The organism is Mycobacterium sp. NGS18 (assembly GCF_059813185.1).
The window spans coordinates 153242-175194 of the sequence record NZ_JCALEC010000010.1; the positions used below are offsets into that span (position 1 = coordinate 153242).

Genomic DNA, 21953 nt, shown 5'->3' on the forward strand with positions numbered 1-21953 from the left:
GCTAGGCCACGTCGAAGTCCGGCAGCGCCAGCTCGGGCGCGGAGAAGCCATGGTCCCCGCCGAGCAGTCCCCACACGTCGGTGAAGTCCGCGGAGCCGGCCGGCGGCAGCGGCGGGTCGGTCGGGGCGATGACTCCCGATCCGGTCAGGTAGGCGATACCCCGGGCCAGCGTGTCGGTGGTATCGACCACCAGGCCGCCGGTGAACTGCACGACCTGCTGGAGGAATTCGGCCAGTCCGCTGACCAAGAAGATGTCCTGGTCGACGATCGACTGCAGGAACTTGTCGATCTCGGTGACGACGAGGTTCAGCCCGTAAGGGATAGAGGTGACGATCGTCCGGATCCCCAACATGATGTCGTTGCCGATGTTCGGGTAGCCGTACATCGCGATCGCGTCGGTGAGCGCCTGCTTGAGGTCCACGGGCGAGACGACGCCGTTGAGGACCGTCGGGTCGAACGCCATCGAGACGCCGTCGAAGTCCGAGCGCATCGGGACCCCGAACAGCGACAGGATCGTGGGCGTGATGTCGGCAATGGAGTAGTTCAGGTTCTGGCTGCCGTCGGTAGCGTGATCGCCGGCCTGATCGAAGATGACGAACTGCGTCGTCTCATTCGGCGACTGGAAGCCATGACCGAAGCCCAGTGACTGCTGGTGGCCGTGGTCGGTGGTGATGAGAATCGACCAGTCGTCGCCGGTGACCGCCTTGACCGCGGCTATCGCGTCCAGGATCTCCTTGATGTTGGCTCCGGTATTCACCACGGCTTGCGCGTACTCGGCCGAACCGCCCCCGAAGCTGTGCCCGGCCTCATCGACCTGCACCTGGTAGGAGAACAGAAAGTTCGAGATGTCATCCGGGTTGTTCGCGGTGGCCATGATCTGGGCGATGGTCTGGGCGGTGACCTGCGCGTCGGTGGTGGCCCAGTCGTCCTGGAACGGGACGAAGATGTTGTTGTCCGCCGGGTGGCCGCCCGCGCCGGCGATGCCGTTGATGTAGTCCCAGTCGGCGACCACCGTGGTGTTGACCTCGGGCTTGTAGTACTCGAGCATGTTGAACACCGTCGGCCACTTGTCGTACGGCTCGGGCCGGAAGAGGTTGTTGACCACACCGTGCTTGTCGTCCCAGACCCCGGTGAGAATCGTCGACCACGACGGCCCGGAGATCGTGGTGTGGTTCACCTCGGTCGCCGCGCCGGTGATGCCCTGATCCATCGCGATCTTGAACCCACTGTCGTCGTTGTAGGCGTACTCCAGGATCTTGGACAGGTTGGTGCCGTCCACGCCGATCAGCAGCACATGTTCGGCGGCCAGCCACCAGTCCAGCGCCGACGGCCCGACATGACCGATCGGCACGCCGACCGCGGCCCCCGTTCCGGCGACCAGACTCGCGACGGCGGTACCGCACAGAAACTGCTTGATTGATGTCACGATCGATTCCCTCGTCGAAGTTCCGCCACCAGCGGCGACACTAGCAGGACACCCAGGGAAAACTCAGCTTATTCGACCATTGTGCTAATTTTTTCTATATCGGCGCTGAAGAAAAACCGGTCGCGGTATAACCGCATCGATGGTGCTCAAAGTCAAGGTGCCGCCCGACCTGATCGACGGGGACGTCGACGAGGGCTACGGCAAGATCGCCGACGCGTTCCGCGCCAACTTCGCCGGCGGCCGCGAGGTGGGTGCCGCGGTCTCGGTGTACCGCGACGGCATCAAGGTGGTCGACCTGTGGGGCGGCTACCGCGACGGCGTCACCATGGCACCCTGGCAGCGCGACACCATGGTCAACGTCTTCTCGACCACCAAGGGTGTCGCCGCCCTCGCCGTGGCATTGGCGGTCTCGCGCGGACTGTTCGGCTACGACGACAAGGTGGCCGACCACTGGCCGGAGTTCACCCAGGCCGGCAAGGATGAAATCACGGTCCGCCAGCTGCTCGGTCATCAGGCCGGCTTGTGTGTGCTCAAGCCGGTGCCGTCCCTTGCTGACGTCGCCGACCCGCAACGACTGGCGCCGATACTCGCCGCCCAGCGGCCGGTCTGGCTGCCCGGCACGCGGCACGGCTATCACGCGATCACGTTGGGCTGGTATGAGTCCGAGCTGATCCGTCGCACCGACCCGGCCGGCCGCACCCTGGGCCGGTTTCTCGCCGAGGAGATCGCCGCGCCCCTCGGCTTGGACTTCTGTATCGGACTGCCCAATTCCGTGGCGCGCCAGCGGGTGGCGCTGTTGCACCAGTGGAAGCGGGCGGAGGGGCTGCTGCACCTCAAGGCGATGCCGATGCGCCTGGTGGCCGCGTCGTTCAATCCGGTCGGCTTGCTGACCCGAGCGGGATGCCTGCCGAGCAATGTCACTCCGTGGGACGGTGACTACAACCGTGACGACGTGCGCGCGATCGAGATCCCCTCGGCCAACGGAATCGGCACCGCATCGTCGATCGCGCGCCTTTATGGTGCTGCGGCAACCGCCGATCCGGCGCTGCCGCTGAGCGCACCGGTGCGCGAAGCGCTCGCCGCGATGCCGGCGTCACCGAGCCGCGGTGAACGCGACAAGGTGCTGGGCGTCAAGGTCCGCTTCTCGCTGGGGTTGTCCAAACCGGGGTTCGGCGGCGTCTTCGGTTCCTCGGATACCGCTTATGGCACACCGGGTTTGGGCGGGTCTTTCGGCTTCGCCGACCCCGATAACGGGATCGGCTTCTGCTACGTGATGAACCGCCTGGGTTTTCACCTCTACAGCGATCCGCGCGAGCTCGCGCTGCGCCGCGCGTTGTTCTGCGACGTGCTGGGTGCCAGACCGCAGACCTGACCGCGGGATGTCTACATGTGCTCCGGGCAGTAGTGCGCGGTCGAGATGGCGGCGAACTCCCCCGCCTTCTGGATGGTGAAGCCGGGGTTGGTGGCCTGCACCGCGACCACGGTGTCCATCGGGGACAGCCCGGCGTCCATCAGCTGGCACACCGCGTGGCCGGCCGACACGGTGGCCTGGTCGTTGGCGCTGTGGCTGAGCCCGGCCCCGGTCAGGGTGGCGAGGAACTGCCCGTCGATGCCGGTCGGTGCGGCATGGGCAGGCGCCGCGAGGCCGACCATCGCACTCAGACCCGCCAACAGCAGTAACCGTTTCATGCTTCCCAGCATGAGTGGCGCTCGTTAAGCGCGCGTTACCGAGTTTTTACTGTCGCGGAAGCAAAATGTTGAATCTGTGTTACGCGCTCACCAGCGCGATTCGCCCAGCCACAGCACCTGGGCGCCGTTGACCGACCGCCCCGCCTGCGCGACGATCCCGGTCAGCGACCGCACCAGCAGCGCCCCGACCGCATCCGAGAGCGCCGCCGCCGGCTGCGAGGACGGGCGCGGTCGGACGAACTCCCACAGTGACGAGCCGGGGTAGCGCACCGTGCGGACCTGCGCGTGGGGGTCGAGTCCGGCCAGCACCTTGGCGCGGCGCACGGCCGTGCCCAGTCCACCCAGCTCGTCGACCAAGCCGCGTTCGGCGGCGTCAGCGCCGGTCCACACCCGCCCGCGCGCCACCGCGTCGACCGCCTCGGTGGACAGGTTGCGACCTTCGGCGACCCGCGCCACGAAGTCGGTGTAGAACAGGTCGGCTTCGGTCTCGACCTGCCCGTGCTGTTCGGCGGTGAACGGGGCGTTGATCGACCAGGCGTCGGCGTTGGCGCCGGTGCGCACGGTGTCGGTGCCCACTCCCAGGCGGTCCTTGAGCTCGCGGGCGACCAGCTTGCCGGTCACCACGCCGATCGATCCGGTGATGGTGCCCGGGTTGGCCACGATGGCGTCGGCGCCCGCCGAGATGTAGTAGCCGCCGGATGCGGCGACCGCGCCCATCGAGGCCACCACCGGTTTGCCGGCCTCGCGGGCCTGTTGCACCGCACGCCAGATGGTCTCCGAGCCGGTGACCGAGCCGCCCGGGCTGTCCACCCGCAGCACGATCGCGGCGACGTCGTCGTCGGCGGCGGCCTCGCGCAGCGCCGCGGCGATCGTGTCGCCGCCGACGCTGCGGTTGCCGAACGGCGACAGCTGCGGCCCGCCCGAGCCGCTGACGATCGCCCCGGCCACCGTCACCACGGCGATCGCCGGCTTGGGCTTGCGTCCGGGCAGGCCCGGCCGGGCCCCCTCGGCGGTGGCGTTCGCATAGCGCGACAGGTACAGCCGAGGTGGCGCGGCGTCATCGTCGGCGCCTGAGATGCCCTCGGCGCCAACGAGTTCGGCGATACGGTCGTAAGCCTCGTCGCGGAAGCCGATCCGGTCGATCAGGCCCGCCCCGATCGCGTCGTCACGCAGCAACGGCGCCCGGTCGGCCAGCTCGTCGACGACGCCGCCGTCCAGATTCCGGGATTCGGCGACGGCCCGACGCACCTGCGCGTGCAAGCTTTCCACCAGCGCGGTGTCGGCCTCGCGGTGCGCGTCGGTGTAGGAATTCTCGGTGAACAGGTTGGCCGCCGACTTGTATTCGCCGCGGGCGACGAACTGCGCTTCGATGCCGGCCTTGTCCAGGGCGGTGCGCAGGAACGTCGCATTGGTGGCGAAGCCGATCAGCCCGAGCGTCCCCGAGGGTTGCATCCACACCTCGCCGAACGCCGACGCCAGGTAATAGGACAGGGTGCCCGGGTAGGTCTCCGCCCACGCCAGCGACGGCTTGACCGCGGTGAAGTCGGCGATCGCGGCCCGAAGCTCCTGGACCGGGCCGGCAGCCGCGGACGAAAGCTGCACTCGCGCGATCAGTCCGGCGACGCGCGGGTCTTCGGCCGCGCGGTGGATCGCCGCCACCACCTCACGCAGCACCGGCGGCTGGCTTCCGGAACGAAGCAGCGCCAGCGGGTCGAAACCGCCGGTCTCGTGCGGCAGCGACTGCAGGTCGAGTTCGAGCACGACACCGTTGGGCACACCATGGTGCCGGGCGGTGTCGATGCGCCGGGCCGCGCCGCGCAGGTCATCCAGGCCAGGTAACGACGGCAGCAGGGAGAACATGGATTTCAGCCTACCGGCGTGGCCTCGCCCAGTTCCCAAGCTCGGGGCGCGCTACCCCACGATGCTGCCGGGGGCGCCCGCACCTCCTGCACCGCCCGTGCTTCCGCTGGGCGGACTGCCCGGAGAGCCCAGGGTGCCGTTCGCCGAGCCACCGGTACCACCGGTGCCCCCGGCTCCCCCGGCGCCGCCGTTTCCGCCGTTGCCGCCGTCGCCACCGGAGCCGGTGAAGACTCCGATGAAGTCGCCGCCGGCCGCACCGCCGGTGCCGCCGTCGCCGCCGTTGGTGCCGGCCGCCGTTCCGGAGCCGCCCTTGCCGCCGGCGCCGCCGTCACCGCCGAAGGCACTCAGAGCATTGCCGCCACCGGCACCACCGGTGCCACCGGCACCGCCGGTGCTGCCGACCGCGGTACCGGCGGCGCCACCGGTACCGCCGGCGCCGCCCGTGCTGCCGGGGGCGGCACCGAGGAGGTTGTCGCCACCGACACCACCGGTACCGCCCTGGCCACCGACACTGCCGACCCCGCTGCCGCCGGCGCCACCGGTACCGCCGGCGCCGCCCGCGCCGCCGGCCAAGACGCCGACCACGTTGCTGCCACCCGTGCCGCCGGTGCCGCCCTGACCGCCGATGCTGTCGGTCCCGCTGCCGGCAGCGCCACCGGTGCCGCCGGTACCGCCCGCGCTGCCGACGGCGAGACCGGCAAGGTTGGTGCCGCCGACACCACCGGTGCCGCCCTGACCGCCGATGCTGCCGTCGGCGTTGCTCGCGGCACCGCCGTTGCCGCCGGTGCCGCCCTTGCCGCCGCCGATGGTTCCGGCCAAGCCGTCACCGCCGTGCCCGCCCGCGCCGCCTTGGCCGGCGACGCTGTCGACCTGGTTGGCGGCGGCGCCGCCGGTACCTCCCGTGCCGCCGAGCCCACCGTTAGCACCGATGATGCTGATCCCCGCGTCACCGCCGTCGCCGCCGACACCGCCCGCGCCGCCGACCCCGGCAGCTCCTTGGGTGGCTCCACTGCCGCCGCCCACACCGGCCACCCCGCCATTGCCACCGTGGCCGCCTTGAGCGCCGGCGCCGCCCACGCCAGCCAGGACGCTGCCGCCCTCGCCGCCGGCACCGCCGACTCCGCCGTTGCCGCCGTCGCCGTTGCTGCCGGCGGCCCCGCCGTTCGCGGTTCCGGCCACGCCTCCGACACCACCGCCGCCGCCGACGCCACCGGTCCCACCTGTTTGCGGCCCGATGCCGACAATATTGAACACGGCGTCGGCACCCTTTCCGCCGGCGCCGGCGGTACCACCGGTCCCTCCGTCGCCGCCGGAGCCGGCGTTGAACCCGTTTCCGCCGGTGCCGCCGGTGCCGCCCGCGCCGGCGTTGCCGCCCGTTTGTGGCTGGATGATGGGCAGGTTGCTCCCGTCGGCGCCGGCCTTTCCGGTGCCGCCCATGCCGCCGTCGCCGCCGTTACCGCCGTCGCCCTCCTGGGCGCGGGTGGTGTTATCGGCTTCCAGGCCGCCCTGACCGCCGTTGCCGCCGGTGCCGCCCTTTCCACCGGTGCCGCCGGCAGTACTCGTCGAGTTGGAGGAGGTTCCCTGGGCGCCATCGCCGCCGAGGCCACCGTCACCGCCGACACCGGCCTGGCCGGCGCTGCCGTCGCTGCCGGCGTCGCCGCCGTCCGCCGGGTTGTTTCCGGCTCCGTCTAGGCCGCCAGCGCCGGCGGTGCCGGCCTTACCAGCATGGCCGGCATTGCCGCCGGTGCCACCGGTCCCGCCGTTGCCGCCGTCGGCACCATTGGCCGTGGTCGAGGTGTACCCGGTGCCGCCGGTACCGCCTTTACCGCCGTCGCCGCCCTGGCCGCCGTCACCGGCGTCGCCGCCCTTACCGCCGGCGCCGACGTCGCCATTGGTGCTGCCGGTACCAGCGGCACCACCTTGGCCGCCCTTACCGCCGTTACCGCCGGTGCCACCGTCGATTCCATTGCCGCCGGTTCCTCCGGTGCCGCCGGTCGGGGTGCCGGAGGTTCCCGCCGTGCCCGTGCCGCCGTCGTTGCCGTTGGCTCCGGTGATCCCGGTCGCGCCGTCACCACCGGCACCACCTTGGCCACCATTGCCGCCTTTGCCCTGCTCACCGGTGGCGCCGTCGCTGCCACTGTTCGCCTGGTTGGCCCCGGCCCCATCAAAGCCACCCGCACCCTTAGCGCCCCCAACGCCACCAGCACCGCCGGTGCCGCCGGCACCACCGAGGCCACCATCACCACCAGCCAATCCGGTGGCCCCAAGCTGGTCGTAACCGTCACCGCCGGCGCCGCCATCACCACCAGTGCCACCCATGCCACCGGTCCCACCATCGCCACCGACCCCGCCAGCACCCACGTCGCCATCGGTGCTGCCGGTCCCCGCAGCCCCACCCTGGCCACCGGAGCCACCCGCACCACCAGTTAGGCCCTGCTCCCCGGTGCCACCTTGTTCACCCGTGCCGCCATTGAGGGTCGTCGCATCACCGGCATCCCCATCACCACCGGTATTACCGGTACCCCCGGTCTGACCCATGGCGCCGTCACCACCGGCACCACCTTGGCCACCATTGCCGCCCTTGCCCTGCTCACCGGTGGCGCCGTCGCTGCCACTGTTGGCCTGGTTGGCCCCGGCCCCATCAAAGCCACCCGCACCCTTAGCGCCCCCAACGCCACCAGCACCGCCGGTGCCGCCGGCACCACCGAGGCCACCATCACCACCAGCCAACCCGGTGGCCCCAAGCTGGTCGTAACCGTCACCACCGGCGCCGCCATCACCACCAGTGCCACCCATGCCACCGGTCCCACCATCGCCACCCAGGCCGCCAGCACCCACCTCACCGGCGCTCGAACCAGTCCCGGCAGCACCACCATTGCCGCCCTTGCCCCCAGCACCACCACTTAGACCCTGCAGCCCCGTGCCACCCTGCTCACCACTGCCACCATCCGGGGCCGTCGCATCACCGGCATCCCCATCACCACCGGTGCTACCCGCACCCCCGGTGATCCCGGTCGCGCCGTCACCACCGGCACCACCTTGGCCACCATTACCGCCCTTGCCCTGCTCACCGGTGGCGCCGTCAGAACCGGAGGCCGCCTGGCCATCCCGGCCGACACCGCCGGCGCCGCCCTGGCCGGCCGCACCACCGGTGCCACCGGTACCGCCAGCGCCACCGGCCGCGCCGTCACCACCTGCGAGGCCGGTCGCCCCGAGCTGGTCATAGCCGTCGCCGCCCTTGCCACCCGTGCCTCCGGCGCCGCCCTGACCGCCGTTACCGCCGGCGCCCCCGACCCCGCCGAGACCTTCGAGACCATCGGTGGATCCATGGCCGGCCGCACCACCGGAACCACCGGTGCCGCCGTTGGAGCCTGCCCCGCCGGTATCCCCGGTGCCACCCTGCGTGCCGGCCGTGCTGGCCGTAGTCGCCGTGCCGTTCTGCCCGTCTTCGCCGGTATTACCGACCCCGCCGGCAACACCGTCAAAGCCGCGACCGCCCACTCCACCGTCGCCGCCGTCACCGCCGGCACCCTGAGCGCCATCAAAACCGCTGGCAGTACCCGAGGCCGTCAGACCACCCTTGCCCCCGGCGCCACCATCACCACCGGCACCTCCGGCGCCGCCATTACCGCCTACCACCCCGGCCTGCGTCGAGTCCTCACCGGCCGCACCTACCGCACCGTTCCCACCCCGACCGCCATCACCCCCCTGCCCCGCGACGCCATCCTCGCCGTCGCCGGCGCCGCCGGTACCGCCTTTGCCGGCGTTGCCGCCGTCACCGCCGTCACCGCCGGTCATGCCCGTCGCGCCCGGAGCCAGACCGTTGTCACCGGCCGCACCGGTGGCGCCATCGCCTCCGGAACCGCCCTCACCGCCGGTGCCCAACAGGCTGCCGTTCCCGCCTAGGCCGCCGTTGCCGCCGCTGGCGCCCGGCGCCGCGTTGGGGTCGCTGGCGGCGTCGTAGCCGTCGCCCCCGTCACCGCCGTTGCCCTGCTGACCGGACGGGCCGTTACCGGCTTCGCCGTCCGAACCGGGTGTCGAACCGGATCCACCGTCACCGGCCGCGCCGGCCTTACCGACCGCACCGCCGTCACCGCCGTTGCCGGCATCGGGATGCGTGGCGATCCCGTCGGCACCACGGCCTCCGTCGGCGGCCACACCGGCGTCGCCGCCGTTGCCACCGCTGCCGCCGGCGCCCTGGTTGCCGGCGGTCGCGCCGTTGATACCCGTGCCGCCGGTGCCGCCGTCGCCGCCCTGACCGCCGGCCGCGCCGCTGCCGCCCGCGCCACCGTTCCCGCCGTTGCCGGTGCCGGCGTTGTCGAACGTGCCTGCTGCACCCTGCACACCGTCGCCGCCGTTGCCGCCGTTGCCGCCGGCGGCTCCGGCACCACCCTGGCCGCCGTGGTGGCCGGCACCGGAGCCGGTACCGCCGGCCCCGCCGGCGCCACCTGCTTGGCCCGCGACGCCGTCCGCACCGGCCTCTCCCGGGTCGGTACCCGAGCCGCCGTTCGCGCCGCTGGCCCCTGCGGTGCCGTCACCGCCATCGCCGCCGTTGCCGCTGCCGAGGGCGTCGCCGCCATTGCCGCCGCTGCCGCCGTTGGCGCCTCCATCGCCGCCGTCGGCACCGTCGCCCTGCTCGGCGCCGCCTTCCCCGCCGTCACCGCCGTTGCCGCCGGTGCCGGTGCCCTGCCCGGCGCCGCCGTTCCCGCCGGTCCCGCCGTTGCCAACCTGGGTGCCACCGTCACCGCCCGCGCCGCCGTTTCCGCCGTCGGCATCGTCACCGCCGCCTCCGCCGTGGCCGCCGGCCCCGCCGTTGCCGATGGTTCCGCCGCTGCCACCGGCTCCGCCGGCGCCGCCGGCCACGCCGGGTGTTGTCGAGGTGAAGCCATCGCCACCGTCACCGCCGTGGGTTTCGGTGGGTGCCGGATCGGATCCGTCGGCCCCACTGCTGCCCGCCGCTCCGGTGCCCGTGGCTCCGCCGGTACCGGCTGCGCCGCCGGCGCCGCCCGCGCCGATGGTGCCGGCATTACCGGCGTTTCCACCGGCGCCGCCATCCGGATGGTTCGCATTGCCGTCGGCGCCATCGCCGCCGATACCACCGGCTGCGGCGTTGCCGCCCGCACCGCCGTCGCCGCCGTTGCCGTTGCTGCCGCTCGCCCCGGTCGGCGAGGTGGCCGAGCCGCCATCGCCACCGGCACCGCCGGCGCCGCCGGTCCCACCGTTGCCTCCGGCTTGCCCGCTGTTGCCCGCGTCGCCGGCATTGGCGCCGTTGGTTCCGGCCAGGCCGGCGACCCCGTCACCGCCCCGACCGCCATCGCCGGCATTACCGCCGGCCCCTCCGGTGGCACCGGCGCCGCCCGCCCCACCGCTGCCGCCGGTACCGCCGCTGCCCCCGGATGTGCCCGGCGCCGCACCGGCGGCGAGCGCGTCATAGCCGGCTCCGCCATTACCGCCGGTACCGCCGGCGGCACCATTGCCGTCGGCCGCACGGGTGGTGCCGTCGGCTTCCAGCCCGCCTTGGCCGCCGCTGCCGCCGGCGCCGCCATTGCCCCCGGCGGTTCCGTTCGGGGCGGTCGCGACGCCGTCGATCCCGTCGATGCCATTGCCGCCCTGGCCCCCGTTGCCGCCGATCCCGGCGTGCCCGCCGGTGCCGTCGGCGGCGACCACGCCGTCGCCACCTATGCCACCGGCCCCACCGCGCCCGGCATTGCCGCCGTTGCCGCCGCTGATTCCGGCGGCGCCATTCGGGTCGCTCGTCGTGCCGTCGGTCCCGGCCGCGCCGTCGGCGCCAGCGCCGCCGTCCTTGCCGTCACCGCCGACGCCGCCGGCACCGGCCGTGCCGTTCGTCCCGGCGGCACCGGATCCACCGAACAACCACGCGCCCGCGCCGCCGGCGCCGGCCTGTCCACCGGCGCCGCCGTTCCCTCCGCCGCCGCCGTTGCTTCCGTTGCCGCCATTGCCGTTACCGCCGTTGGCGAAAGAGCCTGCCGCCCCGGCGAAGCCGTCACCGCCACTGCCCCCGGCGCCACCGGCGCCTCCGTCGCCGCCGTTACCGCCGATACCGAGCCACGTCGAACCGGCCCCGCCGTCGCCGCCTGTACCTCCCGCCTTGCCCGCATCGCCGTCGCCGCCAGCCACTCCGCCGGCCGAGGAGTTCGCACCGTTGGTGCCGGCCAGGCCCGCGCCGCCCTTGCCTCCGTTGCCTCCGTTGCCCCACGCCCCCATGCCGAAGAAGTCCTGGGCCTGGCCCGAGGACCCGCCATTGCCGCCGGCCCCGGCCGCCAGCGCCGCCGTCGCGGCGCCACCGGCTCCGCCATCGCCGCCGTTGCCCCACATCTCGCCACCGTGACCGCCGTTACCGCCATCCGCACCCAGGCCGCCGGCGCCACCACCACCACCATTGCCGATACCACCGGCGTGGCCGCCGTTACCGCCGGCTACACCCTCGGTGTCCGAGGTCCAGCCGTTGCCGCCGTCGCCGAACCAGAGCCCACCGGCCTGGCCGTTCACGCTGTTCTCAGTGCCGTCGGCGCCGTTGCAGATCATCCCGCAGAAGTTCTCGGTGAACGGCGCGAAGATCTGGTTGATCACACCGTTGACCTGCGACCCGAAGTCGGAGTTGATCCAGTCCTGCAAAGTTGCGTGCAGGGGCATGTAGAAGTAGGTGTCCCATAGCTGGGCCATCTCGATCCCCGAGGCATCAGTCGAACCGGGAAGACCCCAGGCCGCTCCGAGCCACTCGGGTTCGGACCACTCGGGCGTCGACCCTGGGGAGTCCAGCCCGAACCAATCCAGGAAGTCGTCGAACCCGGAATCCGCGTGTGCCTTCGGTGCTGTCGCCGGTGGCGCCATTCCGAACGCCAGGAATGCGGCAACCGCACTGCCGGCCGCTGCGACACGCCGGGGGGCGCCGCCACGCCGCCCGATGGAACCTGAACGCAACCGACGCCTCATCTGCCCACGCCTTCCGGTAGCCCCCCGGCTCGTGACGTAGGTCACGCGTTGTCATTGTTACATAAGTCTGTGTGACACATATCGGTTATTTATCTTTCGAGCGCGTCAGAAACACCGACAAAAGCAAAATCGCACCCCACCAGCCAGTGGAGTGCGATTTTGTACGGTGCTACTTGGGAAAGTCCTTACAGCTCGGTGGCGGTGCCTCCGGCTGCGGTGATCTTGTCCCGGGCACTGCCGCTGAACTTGTGCGCGGTGATGTCGGCCTTGACGGTGAGCTTGCCGTCGCCGAGCACCTTGACCAGCGTGTTCTTGCGGACCGCGCCCTTGGCCACCAGCTCGTCGAGCCCGATGGTCCCGCCGGAGGGGAACAACCGGTTGATGTCGCCGACGTTGACGACCTCGTACTCGGTGCGGAACCGGTTGCGGAAGCCCTTCAGCTTGGGCAGCCGCATGTGGATCGGCATCTGCCCACCCTCGAACCGGACCGGCACGTTCTTGCGGGCCTTGGTGCCCTTGGTGCCGCGGCCCGCGGTCTTGCCCTTGGAGCCCTCACCGCGACCGACGCGGGTGCGCTTGGTCTTCGACCCGGGCGCGGGGCGCAGGTCGTGCAGCTTGATGGTCATTCGGCTTCCTCCACTTGCACGAGGTGGTGAACAACCCGGATCAGACCGCGGGTCTGGGGGTTGTCCTCACGCACCACCGACTGGCGGATCTTGCGCAGCCCCAGGGTGCGCAGACTTTCGCGCTGATTCCAGCGAGCACCGATGGTGCCGCGGACCTGGGTGATCTTCAGGTTTGCCATGGTTATGCCGTGCCTTCCCGCGCGGCACTGGCGGCGAGCGCCTCGCTCTCGCGGCGCGCCTTGAGCATCGCGGCCGGCGCCACGTCTTCGATCGGCAGACCGCGACGGGCCGCCACCTCTTCGGGACGCTGCAGCATCTTCAGCGCGGTCACCGTGGCGTGCACCACGTTGATCGCATTGTCGCTGCCCAGCGACTTGGACAGGATGTCGTGCACCCCGGCGCATTCCAGCACCGCACGCACCGCGCCACCGGCGATCACACCGGTACCCGGGCTGGCCGGACGCAGGAACACCACACCGGCGGCGGCTTCGCCCTGGACCGGGTGCGTGATAGTGCCACCGATCAGCGGCACCCGGAAGAAGCTCTTGCGGGCTTCCTCGACGCCCTTGGCGATCGCGGCCGGCACTTCCTTGGCCTTGCCGTAGCCGACCCCGACCATGCCCTTGCCGTCGCCGACGATCACCAGCGCGGTGAAGCTGAACCGGCGGCCACCCTTGACCACCTTGGACACCCGGTTGATCGCGACGACGCGCTCCAGGTAGTTGCTCTTGTCGCCGTCTCGGCTGTCCCGGCCGCCGCGACCACCGTCGCGGCCACCGCGCCCGCCCCGGTTGTCCCGGTTGTCGCGCCCGTCGGTACGGGGGGCGCTGCCCGTGTCGGGACCTGCCGAGGAGGCCCCTGTCGGCTGCTCCGCCATCATGCGGTCCTTCCAGTCATGTTCATGAAGTCAGTCATCTGGCGCATCAGAACGTCAACCCGCCCTCGCGCGCCGCGTCGGCCAGCGCCGCGATACGTCCACCGTAGGTGTAGCCGCCGCGGTCGAAGACCACGTTCTGCACGCCGGCGGCCTTGGCGCGCTCGGCGATCAGCTGGCCGACCCGCACGCTGTGCGCCTTCTTGTCGCCGTCCACACCCCGCACGTCGGCCTCGATCGAGGACGCCGCGGCCAGCGTGTGACCGGCCAGGTCGTCGACCAGCTGCACGTGGATGTGCCGCGAGGAGCGGTGCACCACCAGGCGGGGACGCTCGGCGGTGCCGGCGATCTTCTTGCGCAGCCGCGCGTGCCGACGCACCCGGTGGTTGCGCCGGGCCTCCGAAACGCCCTGCCCGACGGGCTTGTGTGATTGCGCCATGGCTACTTACCTGTCTTTCCGACCTTGCGGCGAACCTGCTCACCCTCGTAGCGCACACCCTTGCCCTTGTAGGGGTCGGGACGGCGCAGGCGGCGGATGTTCGCCGAGATCTGACCGACCTTCTGCTTGTCGATGCCCGAGATCGAGAACTTGGTGGGCGTCTCCACCGCGAAGGTGATGCCCTCCGGAGCCTTGATCAGCACCGGGTGGCTGTAGCCCAGGGCGAACTCCAGGTCGGAGCCCTTGAGGACCACGCGGTAACCGACGCCGAAGATCTCCATCTTGCGGACGTAGCCTTCGGAGACGCCGGTGACCAGGTTCGCCACCAGGGTACGGCTCAGCCCGTGCAGCGAGCGGTTGCGCCGCTCGTCATCGGGACGGGTGACCACCAGGGCACCGTCGTCGTTGCGGGCCACCCGGATGGGGTCGGCCACCACGAGTTCCAGGGTGCCCTTGGGCCCCTTGACCGAGACCTGCTGGCCGTCGATCGTCACATCGACCCCGGACGGAACCGGGATCGGCTGCTTACCAATACGCGACATGTCTGCTACTCCCTCACCACACGTACGCGAGGACTTCGCCGCCCACGCCCTGCCTGGCCGCCTGACGGTCGGTGAGCAGGCCCGAGGACGTGGAGATGATTGCCACGCCCAGGCCGCCGAGCACCCGCGGCAGGTTGGTCGACTTCGCGTAGACCCGCAGGCCGGGCTTGGACACCCGGCGCAGACCGGCGAGACTGCGCTCCCGGTTCGGGCCGTACTTGAGGTTGACCACCAGCGCCTTGCCCACCCGGGCGTCTTCGACGTGGTAGTCGTTGATGTAACCCTCGCGCTTGAGGATCTCGGCGATGTTGGCCTTGATCTTCGAGTGCGGCAGGGTCACCTCGTCGTGATACGCCGAGTTGGCGTTGCGCAGACGGGTCAAGAAGTCCGCGATCGGGTCCGTCATAGTCATTTAGCGCTGCTCCTCCGCCGTCACCAGCTGCTCTTCTGCACACCGGGCAGTTCGCCGGCGTGCGCCATCTCGCGAAGGCAGATTCGGCACAGACCGAACTTGCGGAGTACCGCGCGCGGACGGCCGCACTTGTTGCAGCGGGTGTAGGCGCGCACCGCGAACTTGGGTTTGCGGGCCGCCTTGTTAACCAATGCTTTCTTCGCCATCAGGTCACTTCTCCTTGAACGGAAAGCCGAGTGCCCGCAGCAGCGCTCGTCCTTCGTCGTCGTTCGTCGCCGAGGTGACGACGGTGATGTTCATGCCGCGCGGGCGGTCGATCGAGTCCACGTCGATCTCGTGGAACATCGACTGCTCGGCCAGCCCGAAGGTGTAGTTGCCGGAGCCGTCGAACTGCTTGGGCGACAATCCGCGGAAGTCGCGGATACGCGGCAGCGCAATCGAAGTGAGCCGGTCGAGGAACTCCCACATCCGGTCACCGCGCAGCGTCACCCGGGCGCCGATCGGCATGCCCTCACGCAGCTTGAACTGGGCGATCGAGAGCCGGGCCTTGCGGATCTCCGGACGCTGGCCGGTGATCAACGCCAGGTCGTTGACCGCGTTGTTGATCAGTTTGGCGTCGCGGGCGGCTTCGCCGACACCCATGTTGACCACGACCTTGACCACACCCGGGATCTGCATCACGTTGGCGTAGTTGAACTCGCTGTTCAGCGCGTCCCGGATCTCCTCGCGGTACTTCACCTTCAGCCGGGGCTGAATCTTCTCTGCCGTAGTCATCCCTAGATGTCCTTGCCGTTGCGCTTGGAGACGCGAACCTTCTTGCCGGACTCTTCGTCCACCCGGTAGCCGATCCGGGTGGGCTTACCGTCGGTGTCGACGACCATCACGTTGGAAACGTGGATCGGGGCCTCCTGGGTGACGATGCCGCCCGAGGAGGCACCGGCCTGGTTGGCCGAGTTCGCGACGTGCTTCTTGATCCGGTTGACGCCCTGGACCAGCACCCGGTTGCGGGTGGGGTAGGCCTTGAGGACCTTGCCCTTGGCGCCCTTGTCCTTGCCGGCGATGACCAGCACCGTGTCGCCCTTGTGGACCTTCATCTACAGCACCTCCGGGGCCAGCGAGACGATCTTCATGAACCGCTTCTCACGCAGCTCGCGGCCGACCGGCCCGAAGATGCGGGTTCCGCGCGGGTCGTTGTCGGCCTTGATGATCACCGCGGCGTTCTCGTCGAACTTGATGTAGCTGCCGTCGGCGCGGCGACGCTCCTTGACGGTGCGCACCACCACGGCCTTGACGACGTCACCCCGCTTGACGTTGCCGCCCGGGATGGCGTCCTTCACGGTCGCGACGATGACATCACCGATGCCGGCGTAGCGCCGCGACGAGCCGCCGAGCACCCGGATGCACAAGATCTCCTTGGCACCCGTGTTGTCGGCGACCTTCAACCGCGATTCCTGCTGAATCACCAGATCTCCTCAAATTTCGGGCCGACGCGCGGCATGGCGGTGCCAGCCGGAATCGTCCCGGACGTGCGTGGTCTTACAGTTCTTCGGAGCCAAAGAGCACGCGGGGCCAACTTGCGCTGGCCGAGGTCTGCTCTCAGCAACCCCTGAAGTCTAGGTCAAGGGGCGTCCAGCACCAAATCGACGCCATCGCCGCTCTCCCCTGCCGCGAGCGGGCGTGTTTGCCCAAACACGCACGCTGCTCGACACGGGGTAGTTAATCCGCCGCGCAGCGAAAGCCGATGTGGCTGGTGGCGGTGTCCTGCGACTGCGGCGAACGGGCCGTGGCCCGGTAGCGGTGGCAGTACTCCGGCGCGCACAGGTGCGATCCGCCCTTGAGGGTCTGGCTGATACCGGGATCGGCCGGCCCGGCGGGCGCGCAACAGGACTTGGGCGGGCCGTCGAGCCGATGGTGGCCGCTGAACCGCGTGGCCGTCCACTCCCATACGTTGCCGATCATGTCGAGCAGGCCCCACTCGTTCGGCGGGAACGTTCCCACCGGTGACGTGCCGCCGAACCCGGCATTGCGGTAAGGGAAGGCGCCCTGCCACGTGTTGGCCATCAGGGCGCCGCCCGGCTTCTCCTCCTCACCCCAGGGATAGGTGCTCCCGGAACCGGCCCGAGCGGCGTACTCCCATTCGGCTTCGGTCGGCAGCCGCCGCCCGGCCCACCGGGCGTAAGCCGCGGCGTCGGGATAGGCGACCTGCACCACCGGGTGATCGTCGCGCCCCGCCAAATCGCTGTCCGGGCCGAGCGGTTGGCGCCAGTTCGCGCCGGGCACCCAGCGCCACCACTGCCGCCAGTCACGCAGATCGACCGGCCCGGCGGTGGGAGTGAAGACCAGGGCGCCCGGTTCCGAGTCGTAGCCCGCGACCTCCTGCTCGGCGAGGGTGACATACCCTGTCGCCGCGACGAATTCGGCGAACTGGGCATTGGTCACCGGATGCCGCTCGATCGCGAACGCCGCCACCGCCACGGTGTGAATCGGCGCCTCTTCGGGATAGAAGCTCGTCGAGCCCATCCGGAACACCCCGCCCGGGATCTCCACCAGCTCGCTCACCATCGCCTCAGTCCCGCGAAAAAGCCGCCGCCATGCTCCTTTTCACATCGAGATACGGCTCACCGCTGACATCGACCGCGACGTCGGCGATGGTCCCGCCGGTGAAGCCGAACGGCGCCCGGTAGGCCGACGACACCGCCTGGCCGGTATTGCGCCCGACGCTGACCCCGCCACCGGCCAGCGCGAACGCACCCGGCTGGGTGATCATGCCGGGCAGCGTGGCGACCACCGTGTCGTCGATGTAGAGCGAGGCGTCACCGACCGGCGTGTGACTGCCCTCGACGGTGCCGCTGCGCTCGAACCGTATCCCGAAGATATGCAGCCCCACCGTGATCGGGCCTGGAGACGACAACCACTGCTCGCGTTCGCCGAGGAAGTTGTAGACGTAGTGCAGCCGGCCGTCCTGGACGAACAGCGCGTGACCGCCATGCCGGGCGCCCTGTTTGAACAGCACACCCTCGGCTGCCGAGGACTCCACTGTGACGCGCGCCAACACCGAGAACGACCGGCCGCGCAACTCCACGCACGCCCCCAGCGGCACCTCGGCGGTGTTCGGGTAATAGCTGTAGCTGGTGCGGTCGCCGGACAGGTAGGGCCGCTGCCGGCTGGTCATCTCGAAGATGTTCAGGTCCGCCAGCGGCAGGCCGTTGTACTTGTCCGCCTCGGCGAACCACATCGCCTGCAGGTCCTTGAGCTTCTCCGGGTGCTCAGCGGCCAGGTCACGGCATTGACTGCGGTCCTCGTCGAGGTGGTAGAGCTCCCAGCGGTCGGCGTCGAAGTGGCCCCAGCCCGACGGAGTCGCCGCATGCACGGTGTTGGCGAACCAGCCCCGGTGCCAAATCCCCCGGGTCCCCAGCATCGTGTAGAACTGCGTGTGCTTTCCGGTGTCCGCGGCCGGATCGGCAAGCGCCGCTTTAAAACTGACCCCCTCCAGCGGCCGTTGCGCCACCCCGCGCACCGTGTCGGGCGGGGTGATGCCGAGCAGGTCGTAGATGGTCGGGGTCACGTCGCACACGTTGATATAGGTGTCACGTACCTCGCCGCGGGCGGCGATCCCCTTGGGCCAGCTGACGATCGCGGGGTCGGCGATGCCGCCCTCGTGGGAGGCGTAGCGCTTGTAGAGCTTGTAAGGCGTATTGAACGCCATCGCCCACCCGATCGGGTAGTGGTTGTAGGTCCCCGGGCCGCCCAGCTGATCGAAGAGCTTCATCGCCTCTTCGACGCTGTCGATGTAGCCGTTGAAGAACTTGTTCTCATTGGGTGAGCCGTTGGGTCCGCCCTCCCCGCTGGCGCCGTTGTCGGAGATCACCACGACGATGGTGTTGTCGAGCTGGCCGGATTCCTCCAAATAGTCCAGGATCCGGCCGATCTGGGCGTCGGTGTAGCTCTGGAATCCGGCGAATACCTCGGCCATCCGGGCGAACAATCGCTTCTCGGTGTCATCGAGGCCGTCCCAGGGGCGCACGGTGTCCAGCGCGGGCCAGGGCTGACCGTCAGCACTCGTGACGCCGGCATAGGGATTGACCTCGGACAGCTCGGTGTCCGGCGGTACCAGGCCGAGCTTCTTCTGGTTGGCCAGCACGATCTCCCGGTACTGTTCGTAGCCCGCGTCGAACCGGCCGGCGTAGCGATCGGCCCACTCGGCGAAGACGTGGTGCGGGGCGTGCCCGGCGCCCGGACAGACGTAGCCGAACCAGGGCTTGCCGGGCGCGATCGTCTGCGCGTCGCGGATGAATTCGATTGTCCTGTCGGCGATGTCCTTGGACAGGTGATACCCGTCCTCCGGGGTGGCCGGCGGCGCTACCGGGTGGTTGTCGTACACCAGATCCGGATACCACTGGTTGGTCTCGCCGCCCAGGAAGCCGTAGAACCGGTCGAAGCCGCGCTGCGTGGGCCAGTGCCGCCTGGTGGCGGCCATGTTGGACTCCTCCAATGGCGTCAGATGCCATTTGCCGACACAGAAGGTGTTCCAGCCCCGCTCGGCGAGAACCTCACTGAGCAGCGCGGTTTCGAACGGGATACGTCCGCTGCAGTTGGGGAAGCCGTCGGTGAACTCTTCGATGGTGGCCATGCCGACGCTGGTGGCGTTGCGCCCGGTGAGCAGGGCCGCCCGGGTCGGGGAACACAGCGCGGTGGTGTGGAATTGAGACAGCCGGATGCCGCGCTGAGCGATCCTGTTCATCGCCGGCATCTCGACCAGTCCGCCGAAGCAGTCCCAGGTGGCGATACCGGTGTCGTCCCACACCAGGTAGAGCACGTTGGGGGCACCGTCGGGAGCGGTCGGCGCCGCGAACGGCCCCCAGTCGGGTTCGGAATCCCGGATATCGAGATTGATCTTGCCTGTGAAACTGGTCGAACTCGCCATCGCTCACTCCGCTGTCGGCCCCCGGATCGGGTGCGAGACTACCGCGTCCGTCGACGGCGCCGGGGTCTTTCAGACCGCGGGTTGCTGCCACTGCCCGGTTGCCGGGTTCTCCGGCGCGCCGGCCGAGAGCAGCTCACCGAGGAATGCCGCGGCCGCCGGTGAGGGTGCACGCTCGCTGGGGGTGATAAGCGCCAGCTCACGGGGGATCCCGGGATCGGTCGCCACCCCGACGATGTGCTCTGACTTCGCCACCAGCGCCGGCGGAAGGAAGGCGATGCCCAGGCCGGCGGCGACCAGATCGACCAGATCTCCCGGCGTGTTGGTCTCGGCGCAGATGCTCCGTTGGAAGCCGAGGTCGGCACAGATGCTGTCGATGTGCAGGCGGGTCCGCAGGTCCGCCCGGCGCTCGACGAATTCCCGCTGCTGCAGATCGCTCAGCGCGACGGTCTCGTTGCGGGCGAGCGGGTCATCGCGGCGTACCGCCAACACCAGAAACTCGGTACCGAGCGAGAGTTCCTTCACCCGATTCGCGTCATAGGGGCGGCTGACGAAGGCGAGATCCAAGCTCCCGTCGGCGGTCGCGTTCACCAGCGCGTCGATGGCGTCCTGCCGCAACGTGATCTCGATGCGCGGGAAGCTTCGGTGATAACGCGCCAGCAGGGCGGGCAGGTCGATGGTCCCCAGTCCCTGGATGACCCCAACCGTCAGCTTTCCGGACAACAGCCCCCGGACGGCGTCGACGGCGGCTCGCGCACGTTCTGCTGCGGCCAGGGCATTCTGGGCGTCCGGCAGCAACGCCTGCCCCGCGGTGGTGAGGTCGACACGACGATTGTTGCGGACCAGCAGCGCGGTGCCGAGTTCGGACTCCAGACCGCTGATCGAGGCGGACAAAGTGGACTGCACCACGTGCACTTTCGCCGCCGCCCGGGTGAAGTGCAGTTCTTCGGCCACCGCGACGAAATGTTTCAGCTGGCGTAGTTCCATAGCGATCAGTGTGCAGCTCAGACGTGAATGGTCAAACCGAAAATTCCATTCCGGCAATACGATTGCTTTGACTCGGCTGAGACGAAACTTGGTCAAACGCTGATCTTAGCCACAAGGTAACTGCCCCAAGGACTTACATCGTGGCCTTTACGTGCGTCGATCGACGGCAGCGATTCTCTACATTGAGATTAACTGTTGAAATATCCGCCCACAGGGGTGGTGGCGGCAGCGTCGACCCGTTAGCGTCTGACGAGGACGCCGAGAGGATTGAGTCAATGTCCCGGGCGTCCGGACATACGTTGTTGCCCAACGCTATTGACGCGCCGTGTCGGCATCGCGGTGCGCGATGCCCGTAGCGGCGGGCGCCTTGACGATGTTCACCTACGCCCGGGCGAGTTCAAAGGTGAGCTCATTGGCCGGGAACAGCGAAGAACGGAAGGAACGCACCGAAATGAATCGTCGGATCATATTGTCGGTCGGTGGTGCCACCGCAGGTCTACTCGCGACCACATTCGTGCCCACGGGAGTCGCTTTCGCCGACAATGGTGTCGACACCGTGGGCAATGTCGGCAGCACCGCCCTGACGAGCGGACTGGGAAGCAACCTGAGCGGTGATGCCCTGCTGGGCAACGTCGGCGCCCTCGGCCCGGACGTCAACGCCCCGAGCCCCACTGCCTCGCTAGGCGACACCGGCGCCATCACCCCTGATACCAGCACGACGCCCGATACCAGCACCACCCCTGACACCAGCACGCCGGGCTCGTCGCCGCTGGGCGACACGGGCGGCATCGCACCGATTGTCGGCACACCGGATGCCACGCCCGGCACGCCGGCCGGCAGCGACAGCTTCACCATCGGCCAGGACATCTTTACCCCGGTCCAGGCCGACGGATCGGAGGGCTTCACCCCGCTCAGTCCGTTGTTCGGCGCGCCGCCGTTCTTCCAGGTCGGCGAGGGCGATCAGACTTTCGACGTCAGCAGCGGGACCGGGTCCGGTGCCACCGACCTGGGCAGCGTGACCGCCAGCGAAAACGTCACGAATCTCTTTGGCGGCATCCACAACACGGAGTTCACCATCACCGACGTGGATCCGGCCTCCGGAGCGACGGAGTCTGATCTGCCCGCGGTGGGAACGGTGTACGACGTGATGAACTTCGGGAACGGGTTCGAGAACATCTACACCGCCATCCCGGGGGCGGACGGTGCCGCCAGCACCATCACCG

The 21953-nt window shown here is 69.8% G+C and carries 18 protein-coding genes and 1 pseudogene; 2 read left to right on the forward strand and 17 right to left on the reverse strand.

The genetic code is table 11. The annotated features are described in order from the left end of the window. Position 1: 1 nt before the first annotated feature. Positions 2 to 1426: an alkaline phosphatase family protein gene (locus AC5Y31_RS18030; protein ID WP_499981960.1), complete on the reverse strand. Its 1425-nt coding sequence runs from the start codon at positions 1424 to 1426 to the stop codon at positions 2 to 4. 139 nt (positions 1427 to 1565) lie between these two features. Here AC5Y31_RS18030 and AC5Y31_RS18035 point away from each other — a divergent pair, with 139 nt between their 5' ends. Further along, positions 1566 to 2798 carry a serine hydrolase domain-containing protein gene (locus AC5Y31_RS18035; protein ID WP_499981962.1) on the forward strand — a complete coding sequence of 411 codons (1233 nt, stop codon included), beginning with the start codon at positions 1566 to 1568 and terminating at the stop codon, positions 2796 to 2798. Positions 2799 to 2809: 11 nt separating this feature from the next. On the opposite strand, the gene AC5Y31_RS18040 is transcribed toward AC5Y31_RS18035, so the two are convergent. From AC5Y31_RS18040 to AC5Y31_RS18115, 16 genes are all read right to left on the reverse strand, one after another. Next, complete coding sequence (locus AC5Y31_RS18040; protein WP_207511617.1) at positions 2810 to 3115, reverse strand: DUF732 domain-containing protein; 306 nt, start codon at positions 3113 to 3115, stop codon at positions 2810 to 2812. An 87-nt stretch (positions 3116 to 3202) separates the two neighbouring features. Further along, positions 3203 to 4975: a signal peptide peptidase SppA gene (gene sppA / locus AC5Y31_RS18045; RefSeq protein ID WP_499981963.1), complete on the reverse strand. Its 1773-nt coding sequence runs from the start codon at positions 4973 to 4975 to the stop codon at positions 3203 to 3205. Positions 4976 to 5026: 51 nt separating this feature from the next. Then, a complete protein-coding gene (locus tag AC5Y31_RS18050; protein WP_499981965.1) occupies positions 5027 to 11929 on the reverse strand; it encodes a PGRS repeat-containing protein in 6903 nt (2300 codons plus the stop codon). Between the two features lie 185 nt (positions 11930 to 12114). Next, positions 12115 to 12555: a 50S ribosomal protein L15 gene (gene rplO, locus AC5Y31_RS18055; protein ID WP_064855867.1), complete on the reverse strand. Its 441-nt coding sequence runs from the start codon at positions 12553 to 12555 to the stop codon at positions 12115 to 12117. Then, a complete protein-coding gene (gene rpmD / locus AC5Y31_RS18060) occupies positions 12552 to 12734 on the reverse strand; it encodes a 50S ribosomal protein L30 (protein ID WP_064855866.1) in 183 nt (60 codons plus the stop codon). Before rpmD ends, rplO begins: the two co-directional genes overlap by 4 nt. Positions 12735 to 12736: 2 nt before the next feature. Continuing rightward, a complete protein-coding gene (rpsE, locus tag AC5Y31_RS18065) occupies positions 12737 to 13432 on the reverse strand; it encodes a 30S ribosomal protein S5 (protein ID WP_109470720.1) in 696 nt (231 codons plus the stop codon). Positions 13433 to 13478: 46 nt separating this feature from the next. After that, positions 13479 to 13868, reverse strand: a complete 390-nt coding sequence (rplR, locus tag AC5Y31_RS18070) for a 50S ribosomal protein L18 (protein ID WP_065023961.1) — start codon at positions 13866 to 13868, stop codon at positions 13479 to 13481. Positions 13869 to 13870: 2 nt separating this feature from the next. Beyond that, positions 13871 to 14410, reverse strand: a complete 540-nt coding sequence (gene rplF, locus AC5Y31_RS18075; protein WP_065023962.1) for a 50S ribosomal protein L6 — start codon at positions 14408 to 14410, stop codon at positions 13871 to 13873. 13 nt (positions 14411 to 14423) lie between these two features. Continuing rightward, positions 14424 to 14822 (reverse strand): 30S ribosomal protein S8, encoded by a 399-nt coding sequence (gene rpsH / locus AC5Y31_RS18080; protein WP_029249222.1) that lies wholly within the window; start codon positions 14820 to 14822, stop codon positions 14424 to 14426. A 20-nt stretch (positions 14823 to 14842) separates the two neighbouring features. After that, a complete protein-coding gene (locus AC5Y31_RS18085; RefSeq protein ID WP_019737213.1) occupies positions 14843 to 15028 on the reverse strand; it encodes a type Z 30S ribosomal protein S14 in 186 nt (61 codons plus the stop codon). Positions 15029 to 15032: 4 nt separating this feature from the next. Beyond that, positions 15033 to 15596 carry a 50S ribosomal protein L5 gene (rplE, locus tag AC5Y31_RS18090; protein ID WP_065023963.1) on the reverse strand — a complete coding sequence of 188 codons (564 nt, stop codon included), beginning with the start codon at positions 15594 to 15596 and terminating at the stop codon, positions 15033 to 15035. Between the two features lie 2 nt (positions 15597 to 15598). Continuing rightward, positions 15599 to 15916 (reverse strand): 50S ribosomal protein L24, encoded by a 318-nt coding sequence (gene rplX, locus AC5Y31_RS18095; protein WP_065023964.1) that lies wholly within the window; start codon positions 15914 to 15916, stop codon positions 15599 to 15601. Beyond that, a complete protein-coding gene (rplN, locus tag AC5Y31_RS18100) occupies positions 15917 to 16285 on the reverse strand; it encodes a 50S ribosomal protein L14 (protein WP_003883432.1) in 369 nt (122 codons plus the stop codon). Between the two features lie 253 nt (positions 16286 to 16538). Beyond that, positions 16539 to 17384 carry a formylglycine-generating enzyme family protein gene (locus AC5Y31_RS18105; protein ID WP_499981969.1) on the reverse strand — a complete coding sequence of 282 codons (846 nt, stop codon included), beginning with the start codon at positions 17382 to 17384 and terminating at the stop codon, positions 16539 to 16541. Positions 17385 to 17388: 4 nt separating this feature from the next. Then, on the reverse strand, positions 17389 to 19746 hold the full coding sequence (locus AC5Y31_RS18110) for an arylsulfatase (RefSeq protein WP_499981970.1): 2358 nt from the start codon (positions 19744 to 19746) through the stop codon (positions 17389 to 17391). A gap of 69 nt (positions 19747 to 19815) precedes the next feature. Further along, positions 19816 to 20730: a LysR family transcriptional regulator gene (locus tag AC5Y31_RS18115; protein WP_065023305.1), complete on the reverse strand. Its 915-nt coding sequence runs from the start codon at positions 20728 to 20730 to the stop codon at positions 19816 to 19818. A 451-nt stretch (positions 20731 to 21181) separates the two neighbouring features. Between AC5Y31_RS18115 and AC5Y31_RS18120 the strand changes: the two are divergent. Then, positions 21182 to 21953: pseudogene (locus tag AC5Y31_RS18120) on the forward strand (hypothetical protein); the annotation flags it as partial.